Annotated in this window: 11 protein-coding genes and 1 pseudogene; 6 read left to right on the plus strand and 6 right to left on the minus strand. The window is 38.5% G+C overall.

Annotated features, from left to right (window positions below; genetic code table 11):
- Nucleotide 1: 1 nt before the first annotated feature.
- The 5 genes from H5203_RS12165 to H5203_RS12185 all read right to left on the minus strand — a co-directional run bounded on the left by H5203_RS12165 (nucleotide 2) and on the right by H5203_RS12185 (nucleotide 5,437).
- Nucleotides 2-1,339: a restriction endonuclease subunit S gene (locus tag H5203_RS12165; protein ID WP_182819803.1), complete on the minus strand. Its 1,338-nt coding sequence runs from the start codon at nucleotides 1,337-1,339 to the stop codon at nucleotides 2-4.
- On the minus strand, nucleotides 1,336-3,816 hold the full coding sequence (locus tag H5203_RS12170; RefSeq protein ID WP_182819804.1) for a type I restriction-modification system subunit M: 2,481 nt from the start codon (nucleotides 3,814-3,816) through the stop codon (nucleotides 1,336-1,338). The genes H5203_RS12165 and H5203_RS12170 overlap by 4 nt, the downstream gene beginning before the upstream one ends.
- Before the next feature lie 32 nt (nucleotides 3,817-3,848).
- Complete coding sequence (locus H5203_RS12175; RefSeq protein WP_182819805.1) at nucleotides 3,849-4,088, minus strand: transcription factor; 240 nt, start codon at nucleotides 4,086-4,088, stop codon at nucleotides 3,849-3,851.
- A gap of 105 nt (nucleotides 4,089-4,193) precedes the next feature.
- A complete protein-coding gene (locus tag H5203_RS12180; protein WP_182819806.1) occupies nucleotides 4,194-4,784 on the minus strand; it encodes a hypothetical protein in 591 nt (196 codons plus the stop codon).
- Complete coding sequence (locus H5203_RS12185; protein ID WP_145242091.1) at nucleotides 4,781-5,437, minus strand: hypothetical protein; 657 nt, start codon at nucleotides 5,435-5,437, stop codon at nucleotides 4,781-4,783. Before H5203_RS12185 ends, H5203_RS12180 begins: the two co-directional genes overlap by 4 nt.
- Nucleotides 5,438-5,676: 239 nt before the next feature.
- Here H5203_RS12185 and H5203_RS12190 point away from each other — a divergent pair, with 239 nt between their 5' ends.
- The 6 genes and pseudogenes from H5203_RS12190 (at nucleotide 5,677) to H5203_RS12215 (ending at nucleotide 11,885) form a co-directional block, all read left to right on the plus strand.
- Nucleotides 5,677-7,698 carry an ATP-binding protein gene (locus H5203_RS12190; protein ID WP_182819807.1) on the plus strand — a complete coding sequence of 674 codons (2,022 nt, stop codon included), beginning with the start codon at nucleotides 5,677-5,679 and terminating at the stop codon, nucleotides 7,696-7,698.
- Between the two features lie 102 nt (nucleotides 7,699-7,800).
- Nucleotides 7,801-8,568 (plus strand): hypothetical protein, encoded by a 768-nt coding sequence (locus tag H5203_RS12195; RefSeq protein WP_182819808.1) that lies wholly within the window; start codon nucleotides 7,801-7,803, stop codon nucleotides 8,566-8,568.
- Nucleotides 8,569-8,587: 19 nt separating this feature from the next.
- Nucleotides 8,588-9,562, plus strand: a complete 975-nt coding sequence (locus tag H5203_RS12200; RefSeq protein ID WP_259401944.1) for a YafY family protein — start codon at nucleotides 8,588-8,590, stop codon at nucleotides 9,560-9,562.
- A gap of 78 nt (nucleotides 9,563-9,640) precedes the next feature.
- Complete coding sequence (locus H5203_RS12205; RefSeq protein WP_182819809.1) at nucleotides 9,641-10,738, plus strand: cell division protein FtsZ; 1,098 nt, start codon at nucleotides 9,641-9,643, stop codon at nucleotides 10,736-10,738.
- Nucleotides 10,739-10,818: 80 nt separating this feature from the next.
- The gene (locus tag H5203_RS12210) at nucleotides 10,819-11,145 is read left to right on the plus strand and encodes a cyclic-phosphate processing receiver domain-containing protein (protein ID WP_145242070.1); all 327 of its coding nucleotides are present in this window, start codon (nucleotides 10,819-10,821) and stop codon (nucleotides 11,143-11,145) included.
- Nucleotides 11,146-11,170: 25 nt separating this feature from the next.
- Nucleotides 11,171-11,885, plus strand: a pseudogene (locus H5203_RS12215) (SIR2 family NAD-dependent protein deacylase).
- 208 nt (nucleotides 11,886-12,093) lie between these two features.
- Here H5203_RS12215 and H5203_RS12220 read toward each other — a convergent pair.
- Nucleotides 12,094-12,981: a LysR family transcriptional regulator gene (locus H5203_RS12220; RefSeq protein ID WP_182819810.1), complete on the minus strand. Its 888-nt coding sequence runs from the start codon at nucleotides 12,979-12,981 to the stop codon at nucleotides 12,094-12,096.
- Nucleotides 12,982-13,073: the final 92 nt, after the last annotated feature.

The raw sequence follows: 13,073 nt of genomic DNA on the forward strand, positions 1-13,073 counted from the left end.
ATTAAGCTTCCTCCGCCTGCTTAAATGGCAACCTTGTACGACCCGTGAGTAGCTGTTGCATCATACCTTGCTTGATTTGGCGCGTTTTCGTCAAGCGTTGTTCAAGGGTTTGAATTTCGTTATCCATATCCGAGAGGATAGTGGCGATTGCGGTTTGTTCTGCTAACTTAGGTATTGGTACTCGGATACGACCCAATGCCCCCCTAGAAATACGCTTATGAGTTGTACCTCCAACTTGTTCCAGAACAGAGCTAAACCATTCGTTTGTTGAAAAGTAGTGTAATAAATACTCTCTATTTACTGTTTCTACTGGAGGTCTAAAAATAGTTACGTCAACAGACGTAATAATTTTTTCTTCTCCAATGTCAGGAAATATACATGCCCGACCAGCAGGTTCAGCCAACCTACAAATTAACAAATCACCTTGTTTTAACTCTTTGCATTTCAACTTTATAAATGAACTTTCAGAAATATATTTTTTATTTGCTTTTTCCTGATAGCTGCCAACACCAATATTCCCAGTTTGAATTAAGCGAACACCTTTATCAGTGATATATTCAGCTTCAATCCAGTCACCATCATCAAATAATGATTTTTGACCTTCTGCTAGTTCATAAACGGTTTGCACACCCCAATCCTCTGGGATTTCACCTAGTTCGCTGGATTTTGTGCCTTTGCGCTTATCTTCGTCAGGGCCTTCAGTGTTAGTAGCAAACTGCGGTAAACGGGTTTTTCCTGTTAGCAGTTGCTGCATGGTGGCGGTTTTTATCGCTTGTTTTTTCGCGATCAATTTTTCCAATTCTGTTAATAGTGCATCAACATCGGATAAGGTATTGGCAATGGCGGTTTGTTCCTCGATAGTTGGAACAGGAATATAAAAAGGTATTATATGTTTATTATTTATCTGAGGGATTGAAGTTGTATCCGCAACAGAATCTAGTCCTAAATAGGTTAATTGATTGTACAGGTACTTACCATCTAACATCGCACTGCAAGTCAATGTCATTAAATTTGTATCCATAAAAGAATCTTTTTTAAGAATTCTAATTTTATTGGAAAGGATCGATGCTCCTCTTTTGGGAAAAATTACACTGCCAGATGAAATTACTTTTGAATTTTCAATAAAGTATGGAGTCGCTTCTGCATAGACAGGGTGATTATTTAACTGTTCAACTTTAAAGTAAGGAATACCTTCTGGTTTAAACTCAAATCTTGATGGGCTGTCACCACTACATATCTCCACATAATTACCCAACTGATCTGATTTCCAATCTTTAGGAATTACACCAACGTCAGTTTGCTTGTAACCATCAGGAATCATTTGCTCTAAAGCACTCATAATGACCACTCCAAGCCCATTGCTTTTAGGTGAACTGCCACTTTATCACTTAGGTCATCAACCGAGTTGGATAGCTTTGGTAACGGTGTGCTATAACGCTCTTCCAGCTCTTTAACACGGTTTGCCATTTGCTGAGTGACACGCTCAATTTCAGCAATAATATTCGCTTGTAATGTGGCAAGCCACTTGTCATCGACAATCAGGGTTTTAATTTCATCAATAGTCAGTTTTGGATATTGGTTAAATACGGCTAAATCCAAAGCCTCTTGCGCTTCTTTTACTGCTTTTTTAGCAGCAGTTTCAGCGTTAAACAACTTAGTTGCTTGTTTAAGTACTTTAACTTCTTCAGGATCGGTTGCTAACTTAGATCTGGCAGCGACACTGGCTTTGGTGATTTTGTCTTTATCGTTCATGGCGTCAGCTAATAAACAATCTTCAGCACCATGTTCTTCAAGATAGCTTTCTAGTGTTTGAGTTGCTTCATCTTGTTTAGCTTGCAGGGCATCAATCTTGGCTTGAACACCTGCAAAATAACGAGCAACTATTAAGCTTGGCGGAATAAGCTCGGCTTTGTACTTTGTTTTATTGATAATTAAATCAGGCGTTTCTTTAAGCTTCTCGCCTTTCTTAGCCACTAACTCACGTAACGTATTACCTGCCTGCCAATCATCTTGTGCCAATACATATACATCGTCTTGTAGGATATCGGCCCAGTAGTCCATCAGAATTTGGTAAATATCGTATTTACTAAGTAGTTCGCTATTGGCATAAGCGCTGAGTAAGTTTTCTGAAATATCGAAAATAAACTCTTTTGGATTATCGCCTACTTTAATTTCTTTTAATTTGGCTTCAGGTATCCAGTTCTTAAATGGCAATAAGCTGAGGCTGGCGAAGTCTTTAAATTCTTGATGAGCAAGAATGCTACTTTTAACTTGGCTGGCTTCAAGCATACAGAGACTGTAACCGCTTCGTTTAGGGTCAGGCGCTGGCTTGAAAAGAGTCGCCCTAATGCTTGGGAACACTTGCCAGTAATGCTGTAATGCATCGATATCACGGTTAGGAATACCGCCTTGCAGGTGGGCGCTTAAATCGTGCAAGTCTTCTGGCTCTGAAGAGTCAATATAACGGGGAATATTAAGGTTGTAATCGTTTTTGGCTATTTCATCTAAGGGGACTAAACGGCTAAAGCGCTCAAGCTCCAACCCTTTGTTAAACACATCAACAATTTTATGAATATCTTGGCTGCGTAGGCGGTTTTTGTTGCCGTCTTTAATGTAGCCTTTGCTGGCGTCAATCATAAAAATTGGGCGACCTGTTACCGTTGGCAGTTGTTCATCACCTTCATTAAAATTGGTTACTGCTTTTTGCGCGTGCTCTTTATCAATCACGATGATACAAGCAGGAATACCTGTGCCGTAGAACAAGTTTGCCGGCAGGCCAATAATGCCTTTGATGTAACCTTGTTTGATCAGGTTTTCACGAATAGTGGCTTCAGCATTGCCACGAAATAGCACGCCATGAGGTAAGATCACCGCACCTTTACCGGTGCTTTTTAAGCTTTTGATAATGTGCAATAAGAAAGTGTAGTCGCCATTTTTTTCTGGTGGTATGCCCCAAGTGAAGCGGTTGTATAAGTCGTTTTCTGGGGTTAAGCCGCTGGTCCAGTTTTTATTGGAAAATGGCGGGTTAGCCACGGCAAAATCAAAGGTTTTTAGTTGACCATCTGCGTCTTTCCAGTGTGGATCAGACAGGGTATTGCCTTTGTAAATTTTAGCCGTTGTATTGTTGTGTAATATCATGTTCATACGAGCGAGTGCGCTAGTCGCGTTATCCATTTCTTGCCCGTAAATAGACAGCCCTCGGGGTGCTTCGTCACTGGCTTTTAATAATAACGAACCTGAGCCCGATGTAGGATCGTACGCCGTAGCATCTTGCGGGGTATCTTTTGTTATACCCACTACTTTGGCTAATATTTGAGAAACCTCAGATGGCGTATAAAACTGGCCTTTTGATTTACCTGATTCAGTCGCAAAGTGGCGCATTAAAAACTCATAAGCATCACCTAATAAGTCGTCGCCGCCAGCACGGTTGGTTGATAAGTCTAACCCCTGAAATATACCTACCAATTTGGTTAAGCGGTCAATCATGTCTTTGCCTTTGCCGAGCTTGTCTTCATCGTTAAAGTCGGCAACATCAATCACGCCCTTAAGGTCGTTTTCTTCAGCAAGGGCTGAAATGATTTTATTAATTTTATCGCCAATTTCTTTATCGCCTTTAGCGGCAATCATATCGTCGTAGCTGGCACCTTTTGGTACGACTATCATGGCGTAAGGGTCGCCTTTAAATTTGTCGCTTACGTACTTCATAAATAACATAGTCAGTACGTAGTCTTTATATTGGCTGGCATCCATACCACCACGTAGTTCGTCACAACTTGCCCAAAGAGATGAATAGAGTTCTGTTTTTTTAATAGCCATTGGAGTTTCGTTTAATCCTTGTGAAAGCGTTATTAGAGCAAGTCGGTGTTTAAGCCTGCGGCTTTGAGTCGTTGAGTGAGGTTGCGCATTTTTGAAAATTCAGTGCCAAAACTGTCTTTTAACCCTACGCCTTGGCAAAATTCTTTAGCGGTTATGCTTTTTAGATTATCAGCGTATTTAATCATTTGTAGGTGCATTTCGACAGTAAACTGATTGCGTGGCGCGTTGTTTAACGCTGTTTTGATATTATCGAATATCACTTGCTCGTTCATAAGAGTGTACTTTGAGAAGAGTATTTAGCTAATTTATATAAATTAGCTAAATAAGCAAGAGGAGATTGGGTTTATAGTCAACAATGCTAACTCTATAAGTCGATATTAAGGATTAAGGTCTCTGAGTTTATCGAGTTCATCTACACGTAAGTTTAACGACATCACTAAATTTAAGATTAACTCTTCAGGAGTTAAACTTTCACGATTAAATGCGGAGTCTATTAATTGCTCAGTTATTGGATGCAGAGTTAAATCTTTTGCTAAGCCATAAACTTCTTCAAGATCTAAATCATCGGCTTTTGGGGAGGACACTTCTAAGGGGATTTCTTTTTTAGCTTTTTGCTTAGCTAAAAGCTTTTTAATTTTTTTCTGGTGTTTTAAAGATTCCTGCTCCAGCTCTTCCTTCAAGCGGTCAGTTTTATTTTTAACTGTGTTCTTTAGTATCTTTTTGGCTTGCTGTGCAGCATCATGGGAGTCATCAATAATAGTGCTCATTCTAGTTTGTGGTGCATAAGTGTGCTGCAAACTAAATGAGACATCATCAACGTCATCACCTAAAACTCGATTAGTCCAACCTTTAAGTGTTTCATTTTCATCTATAGGGCCTGGTACATTAGTTCTAGCAATATTCCCTTCAAAGTCGACAATAACACCGTACACTTCCATAATTCTGCGGCAATAATTATGTTTATTCATTTTAATTCCTTATTTACAACCCAAATATTGGTGAGGTTTTTTGTATCCATCATTTCGTTAATTTCAATTAGCTTTAAATAAGCTTTATTCTTACTAGCCTTTTGTTCTGGTTTAGCAAGCTTTGAATTTGCCATTGTAACGGGAGTTACGTTTATGTAGTGAAAGCTATCTAATCGGGTGAGCACTTTATTCAAAATATCGGTAGAGACTGAAGTTTTGAATAACTTATATAACTGGTCAGCAAGCGGGGTAGGGTCTATTTCTCTCTCAAATCCATCGCTAAAAACAATATCCTCCCCGAATTCACCATAGTTTTCGAGGTCTAACTCTTTTGAGGTACATAAGTAAACCATGCCTTCAGCTTTGTGACGCCATTCAAGTATTTCAAATAAGGCTAAGGCTATTTTAATATCAAGTGGTTGTAAGTTAGGGTTGGAGATAACATTTAAAGCAAAATGTTCATCTCCTTCTGGCGCCTTATCAAATGCAAATTCATCGCCATTGTTATTTTTAGTAGAGCTTTGTAATAATGGGCGATGAATGTATGCCTCACCACGAGCGCTGTATTCTTTCGATAATTTTGAGTTTTGATGTTTATTTTTGATAGTAATAGGATTATCAAATGAGCCAGGGTTTTTATTAATTATTTCCATATAAATCCTAATAAAGTTTATATTAACGCTATTACCTAATTTATTTAATTTTTTGTTTTTTAAAACAATGCTTTACAAAGTATTGCAAATTCCCAATTAAAAAAGCAGAAAGAAAAAACACTTAAATTATTTAAAATCAATGCGTTGCACTTATTTTGTTTGCGTTTTTTTACGTTATAAAATACTACTTTATACCGGTTACTATGTACTTATTGATTACAAACAACTAGGTACATAGCATGAACACAACCCCTCAATTAAAACGTATTGTGGCACACTTTACCACTGAATTATTAGAAGAGTTCGACGTAGAAGTGCTTTGGCAAGATAAGCTATTTAAAAAGGCTTTATGTAGCATTTCTGGTTTTAGCTATACAAATTTACAGGGCTTAGATGTTGATGATTTGATAGCCCGATTAGATCATTTAGCAATCAACACAATGTCAAAAACGATACAAAAAAATGTGTATATATTTTGTAAAGCGTTTTCACTGCCAAAAGCGGTTACTCCTTTAGTTATTTTTTCGTGCTGTATGACGCTCAGTAAACCATTGCGCGAACTTGTTGAATACTTACGTGACGATTACGCGAGCATTATTTTAGAAAAAATAGCTTACGTGCTTAGTATTGATGAGGCACTGCTTAACAAGCAAATTGGGTTAATTATTGAATCTGGCATGTATTCTATGGATATGGAGATATTTGCTGGGGAAGATGAGTTTTTAATACTACCAACCGCAATTGCTAAAAGCCTGCTCGAGGGTAAGTTAAATAGTGAAAGTGATATTCTATCTAGTTTAGTAACTCCTTGTGAAGCTTCTGAGCTTAGCGCTGCTGATTTATCTCACTTAGATTTAAATACTTTACTAAAAGCTACGCAAAATGCGACTAAGACGGGTGATCAAGCATTGAGTATTCTATTTTATGGTGTGCCAGGTTCGGGTAAAACTTCATTGGCGAAATATATAGCGCAAGCGTGTGGTTCGCAGTTGCTTAAGGTGCAAGCTAAAGGTAGTAATTTAATAAGCCCAACAAACGAGCTCGATAGCCGAAGCGCAAGCTCTGAACTACGTTTAGAACACTTTAATGTGGTGAGTAAGCTGGTAGCAAAACGTAAAAAGACAATATTGTTACTGGATGAATGTGAAAATATTTTTGAGCGTGATTTATTCTCTAAGAGCTTTTCAAAAGAATTACTTCATACTTACATTGAAAATCACCCGGTGGTGAGTATTTGGATCACCAACCATTTAGAGGATTTACCACAGAGCGTTATTAGACGATTTAATATTGTTTACGAAATTCCTGAGCTAAACAAAGCAACTAAAGAAAAAATGATCGGCAAATATGTTAAAGGCTTGAGTGTTGGTAACAGTTTTATAAGTCAGTTAGCTGCTCAAAAGAATTTGCTGCCAGCTCATATTGCTAAAGCAGTACATGTAGCGAGGTTATGTGGATTTAAAGCTCAAGAAGCACGTGAATGTATTGAAGAGAATATTCAAGACACCTTAACTGCATGCGGCTTTTCAACATATGAATTAACTTATCAAGCAGCGCAAAAGTTTAATCCACAAATGGTAAACGTAGAGTCTGAGTATGCATCACTCGAACAGGTGGAAGAGGCTGTAATAGAGTATTCAAGTTCACGTACATTGCTAACTGGCCCGCCAGGCACAGGTAAAACAGCCTTTGTGAATTATTTATGCGAAAAAGCTGACTTTAAACTTATTTCGATCAAAGCATCTGACTTACTAAGCAAGTGGGTTGGCGAAAATGAGCAAAACATTGCTCAACTATTTAAACAAGCTACACAAGAAGGAAGTGCAATATTTATTGATGAAGCTGATAGCTTGTTGTGTAGCCGTGAACAAGCAACGGCAAATTGGGAGGTACAAACAGTTAATGAATTATTATGCCAGATGGAGCAATTTCAACTCCCACTTTTTGCTGCGACTAACTTTGCTAAAAATCTAGATAAAGCGGTAATGAGGCGATTTGATTTTAATTTAAATTTAACCTACTTAACTTCGGTTCAAGCTAAGCAATTATTTAAAGATACATTGGGCCAAGGGGTGTTAAAGAAGGACCTAATGCATAAGCTATTCAAACTGTCGAAGTTAACACCAGGTGACTTTGCGATTGTAAAAAGGCAAATGAAATTTTCAAAGAAACGAATAACTCAAGAGCGAATGTTATCAATCTTACAAGAACAAAACGATTTAAAAGAAGGTGGGAAGCAGAAGATTGGGTTTGTTATTTAGTTTTTAGAATTAGTTACATCTAATTATCGCTACAGAATAGTGGATCTCTCACAGCTTATAACTTAAAAATAGTTAAAAGCTTTAATTCTTAAAAGGATATCTATGAAAGTTAATGAACAGTATGTCTATATATACAGAGACCCAAAGACTTCCAAAATTAAATATGCGGGGAGGGGCAAGTCTGCTACACGAGCCTCATCGCACCAAAAAAAGACACATAATATTGAACTTGAGAATTGGTTAAAAAAAGCAAGCTATAAGCTCGAAATAGCAGGCCCGTATGAAAATGAACAAACAGCTATTGCTGTTGAAGAAGCATTAATTTCTACTCACCAGCCTGAATTTAATATGCGAAAAGAGTCTTCTAAGTACAGTTTTCGTCCTTTGGGTGTTCCAGAAAAATACATTACTAGGCTTGAGCAACAACCTTTAGAATATGACCGTTTGTTTAAAGGGAATACAAAGTCAATTATATTAGTTAAGGTCACAGATAAAACGTTAGGCGATAGAGTTGGGTATAATTTAGTAGACCCACCTAGTGATGATGCAATCGTCGAAAGAGTAGAAAAATATTGGCAATTAGGAAATGATAAATATCTAGGTACTTGGATTAAAGATAAAAAACTGTCTCCGACGTTAATACTTGGTATTACAGGGAGTCCTGGAAACCAAGTAATAATAGCCTCTCTTGAAGTTGATATTTCTGCATGGGATGCGGTTGAAGTTATGAAAAAAAAGCTCATAACAGTACCTTTAAAAGATCGATCAAAGTTAGATAAACATTATTTACGTGGGTATCGTATAGCTTTATCAGCTGACATAAAATTTGGACGAAGTATCCAAGAGCACTTTAGAGTAATTCAAAAATGACTACTTCCCACCTAATTTAATGAATTCACATCGTCATTTATCAATTTTAGAGCTTGTGCCAATAGCACCAAGCTCTATCTCGACCCACCAGTTGCAGCAAAAATTGCTTGAACGTGACTTTGATATTTCAATTCGTATGCTGCAACGCGATCTACAATCACTTTACGAGCAAGGTTGCTTTGGGCTTGAAAAAGATACCCGCAGTAAGCCCTATGGCTGGTCTATCAATGCGCAGTGGCGAAGTAGCAACTCAAGAGTAATGAGTACCGAAGTTGCAGAGCATTATTTGTTGTTGGAGCAGTTACTACCACAATCTGTACCGAGCGATGTTAAGCAGTCTGTGCATATTAAAGCAGAGCAGGCGTTTAAACGTTTTAATGGCTATGTGCCTGATTGGCTTTCAACCCTGCCAAAACCTTCCTTAAAAGTAAATATTGATACTCAGTTGGTTAAGCAAATTGAACATGCCATTAAACACAAACGTGCTGTGAGTGCTGAGCTTTATAGAGTGCTTTATGATGAGGCGCACTGGTTAAAATTTACTGAATTGAGTTTTTATAACTTAGTTGATCAAGGTGGTGTTTTAATGGTGCAGTTTATGGTGGGGCAACTTCACGATAAATGCTACCAGATGCCGGTTTACCGTATTCGTAATGTACAGGTACTGCAAAAAACACGACGTGAGCCAAGCACTGAGCAGTTAAAATCGTTACGCAGTGCTATTAACAAAGGCATGACGCAATCAGCTATTGAGTTAATTGTTAAAGTGCCCAGCCATTCGGCGGTTAATCAAGGTTTTATTGAACTTGGCTATCTGACTGACAAGCAACATATTGACGATAAAAACGTATTACTCACCTACCAAACCATTGATACAGAGCAGTTAACTGATGAGCTATTTAAATGTGCTCATTGGCTTGAGGTTATTAAACCTGAAAAGCTGCGGCAAAGAATTATTTCTAAGCTTAAAGCTGCTACTACAAACTACCTCTAATGACCTTAGCTAGTCTGGGTGCGTCAAGAATTGACGCACCTGTTTGCTATGCTTCTTTTAAAGATGAAAGGAGTGGTTATGTTTCAATTAATTGAGCAGCAAGATGGTTTATCTATTGGTGTATTTGGTATTGGTGGCTGCGGCTGTAATACGTTAAATAGTATTTATGAGCAGCGAGAGAGTAAGCAGGCTAAGTTATTTAGTGTTAATACCGATAAAGTGGTGCTCGAACATACACAAAGTGATGATGCCGTGCTTATCGGTGCAGAGCTCACTCATGGTTATGGCGCTGGGGCCGATCCTGAGGTTGGCCTGCAGGCTGCTCAAGAGAGTAAAGAGCAACTGTTAGTATTAATAAATAGCTGCGATATTTTATTGTGTGCAACAGGGCTTGGTGGTGGCACCGGCACTGGCGCAAGCCCATTTATAGCGCAGCTTGCGCGTGAGCAAAATAAGCCAGTGATATTTGTAGCGACATTGCCTTTTAGCAGTGAAGGGCAGTTTAGAAGCAACATAGCGCAAGCAGGGCTGAATACCTTAAAAGAGTATGCTAATGCGGTGATCACGTTACCTAATGATCAACTTATTGAAGTGTTAGGTAATGATGTTGGCTTGTTTGATGCCTTTAAACACAGCAACCAAATATTGCATTCATTAATAAAATCGTTAATCGATATGCTGTGTTATCAAGGTTTGATTAACGTTGATTTAAACGACTTTGCTAAAATTATGGATTGCCAAGGCGATGCCGTATTAGGTGTAGGCAAGTGCGATCTTGAAGATGAACTTGCAAACGCGCTTGATGGGGCGCTTAATAATCCGCTGGTTAACCAAGTTGATATGTCATCAAGTACCGGCGTTATTGTGCAAGTAAACTGTAAAGATGAGATTTCACTGGGTAGTTATAATCTCATCACCGACACGGTTCGCCAGCAAGTTAGCCCTAATGCGCTAGTGATCTGTGGTGTGTCTAAAATTGAGAGCTTAGCAACTAATTATGAGCTGTTGATCATAGCAACTGGCGCAAGCGCTAAGATGCTTGTTGAACCTAATGATAAAGCGCCTAATAGTGAACTAAAAAAGCCAGAAGCTGTAATCACTAAACCTCAAACTTCAGATATTTTTGATATACCCGCATTTATTCGTAATCAAGCCCCGCCGCCCTCAGGGAAATAACGGTTATTCACTATTTGTACTTAAAGGGTTGTTAGCTGTTGTTTTCAGAGTCTGAATACTTTTTTAAGTGGTATAAATCTATGAACGTATATTTAGATGATGAGAGGGAAACTCCAGCCGGTTGGTTACGAGCCTATTGGCCCGATGAAGTGATTAAACTTTTGAAGACCGGTAAAGTAAAGCAGCTCAGCCTTGATCATGATTTAGGAAATGATACTAAAGGCACTGGCTATGATGTTTTACTTTGGATTGAGCGGGCAGTGTTTATTGATGGCTTTGTACCACCAGCAATAACCGTTCATTCAGCTAATAGCTCAGCACGCATAAAAATGGAGCGCGCAATTACACAAATTAACTTACTGGCTAGAAATCAACAGGGCTCTAAACGCTGCTATAACGAGTCGTAAATCTTACAATTAAACAGGATTATTTATGACGATATTATATATTACTGGCGCAGGTGTAAGTGCAGCCAGTGGCATCCCAACTTTCCGGGGGCAAGACGGTTATTGGACCATTGGCAGTAAAATTATACACCGATGAAAATGGCCACTCGCGCGATGTATAAATTTAATCCTCACGAATTTTTAGCGTGGTATTACCATCGATTTACGACTTATAGAGATTATGGGCCAAATGAAGTACATAAATGGCTTAGTGATAAAAATGTGAACACCCAAAATATTGATGGGCTTGATGGTAAAGCGGGTAACAAAAACTACATCGCTATTCATGGTCGCCTTGATCAAATGACTCTCTATCAAAAAAATGGTTTGCCAGAACCAATAGCCGCACCGTGGCATAAAGTTGATGAAAGCCGCTTAAACGATTCGTTATTGGAGCTGTTTAACATTGAAAACAAAAATCCGAAGGTGAACCGTTCGTTTAAACCGTATGTGTTGTTATTTGATGAATACTACACTGAGCTTTACCGTTTTCGTGAAGCTAAACAACGCATGCTTAATGCAGATAAAATGGTGTTTATTGGTACCTCTTTTAATGTTGGCATTACCAATATGGCGCTTCAGATAGCAGCAGAGTATAACAAGCTAGTTGAAATTGTAGATCCTGATCCTGTGGCGTTCTCAATTGGAAACATCACATATAAAAAATGACGGCAATCGACTATATACAAAAAGTGGGATGATTTCTGTTCGTCGCACAGGGCAATTAATTAGTAAATGATTAATTGCCCTGCGGTGAGGATAATCAAACCATTTAGTACTTTTTGGACAGAGGTTAAACGCCTCGATGATTTGAGTTTTAAAAGTTATCTTTAGCAAACCAGAGTATGAGGGCTAATACTTTCCTTCTTCTAGCTTACTTGTGCATCTAATTCTAATTGCATTGATATCTTAGTTAAGCTCAATGCATTTAGACTTTAAGAATTCTAAAAATACTTTTACCTTTTCTAGCGGGTATTTCCTGCCTGCATAAAATGCGTATAACACCAGATCTTCTGGTTCATGGTCGAGTTTAATATTGATCAATGAGCCGTTGTCTATATCTTCTTGGCATGCATGAGTGGGTAAAATGGCATAGCCGAGTCCTTTTAGTGCAGCGGCTTTGGCCATGTTGCCACTGTTTACTTTAAAATTAGATTTTACTTGCACTGCTTGTTGTTGTTTAAAACGCCAAGGCATACCTTGCAGTACTGATAAGCTAGTAATACAAGGAACTTTACTTAACTCATCTAGCGAGTGAGGCGGTGGCGCATTGTTTATCAGTTGTGGCGCGCCAACAATGCAACTGGGCCAGCGCAGCAGTTCTTTAGCAATCCAACCTGAATCGTCCAATGGCCCACGGCCAAAGCGTAGCACCAGATCAAATCCCTCTAACAAGCCTTCGGTTGGATTTAATTGCGTATCGCAACTTAGTTGTATTTGTGGATGCACAGAGCAAAACTCTGCGCTTATTTCGGCTAAAAAAGGCAGATCAGGCATGATGATTTTAAGGTGCCCGGCAAGAGAATCACCATACACAGACACCTCTTCTAGCGAGTCATTCATTGCTTGTATCAGTGGGGTGATAGATTGATAAAGTTGTTTTCCTGCAGCCGTTGCAATCATTTTTCGGGTGGTACGTTGTAATAACCTTAAATTAAGTTGCTTCTCTAATAACGCGACATGGCGGCTAACATTAGATGTAGGCAATTGCAGTTGTTCGGCTGCGAGTTTAAAGCTCAGTTGTTCATATACGCACTGAAAGCTGAGTAACCACTGAAGTTCGATTTTATCAATCATTAATTAACTCAAAATATGGGATTAATAACGCAATTATTACTAATTTATCTTAAAAAATGACTTTGTGATAATGGTTATTCAGTTAATTATTG

The organism is Pseudoalteromonas sp. SG41-1 (genome assembly GCF_014164575.1).
Lineage (GTDB): Bacteria > Pseudomonadota > Gammaproteobacteria > Enterobacterales > Alteromonadaceae > Pseudoalteromonas > Pseudoalteromonas rhizosphaerae.

Excerpts from the sequence above, each read along its gene's own strand:
- H5203_RS12165 (WP_182819803.1), bottom strand. The coding sequence starts at position 1,339 with ATGAGTGCTTTAGAGCAAATGATTCCTGATGGTTACAAGCAAACTGAC.
- H5203_RS12170 (WP_182819804.1), bottom strand. The coding sequence starts at position 3,816 with ATGGCTATTAAAAAAACAGAACTCTATTCATCTCTTTGGGCAAGTTGT.
- H5203_RS12175 (WP_182819805.1), bottom strand. The coding sequence starts at position 4,088 with ATGAACGAGCAAGTGATATTCGATAATATCAAAACAGCGTTAAACAAC.
- H5203_RS12180 (WP_182819806.1), bottom strand. The coding sequence starts at position 4,784 with ATGAATAAACATAATTATTGCCGCAGAATTATGGAAGTGTACGGTGTT.
- H5203_RS12185 (WP_145242091.1), bottom strand. The coding sequence starts at position 5,437 with ATGGAAATAATTAATAAAAACCCTGGCTCATTTGATAATCCTATTACT.
- H5203_RS12190 (WP_182819807.1), top strand. The coding sequence starts at position 5,677 with ATGAACACAACCCCTCAATTAAAACGTATTGTGGCACACTTTACCACT.
- H5203_RS12195 (WP_182819808.1), top strand. The coding sequence starts at position 7,801 with ATGAAAGTTAATGAACAGTATGTCTATATATACAGAGACCCAAAGACT.
- H5203_RS12200 (WP_259401944.1), top strand. The coding sequence starts at position 8,588 with ATGAATTCACATCGTCATTTATCAATTTTAGAGCTTGTGCCAATAGCA.
- H5203_RS12205 (WP_182819809.1), top strand. The coding sequence starts at position 9,641 with ATGTTTCAATTAATTGAGCAGCAAGATGGTTTATCTATTGGTGTATTT.
- H5203_RS12210 (WP_145242070.1), top strand. The coding sequence starts at position 10,819 with ATGAACGTATATTTAGATGATGAGAGGGAAACTCCAGCCGGTTGGTTA.
- H5203_RS12220 (WP_182819810.1), bottom strand. The coding sequence starts at position 12,981 with ATGATTGATAAAATCGAACTTCAGTGGTTACTCAGCTTTCAGTGCGTA.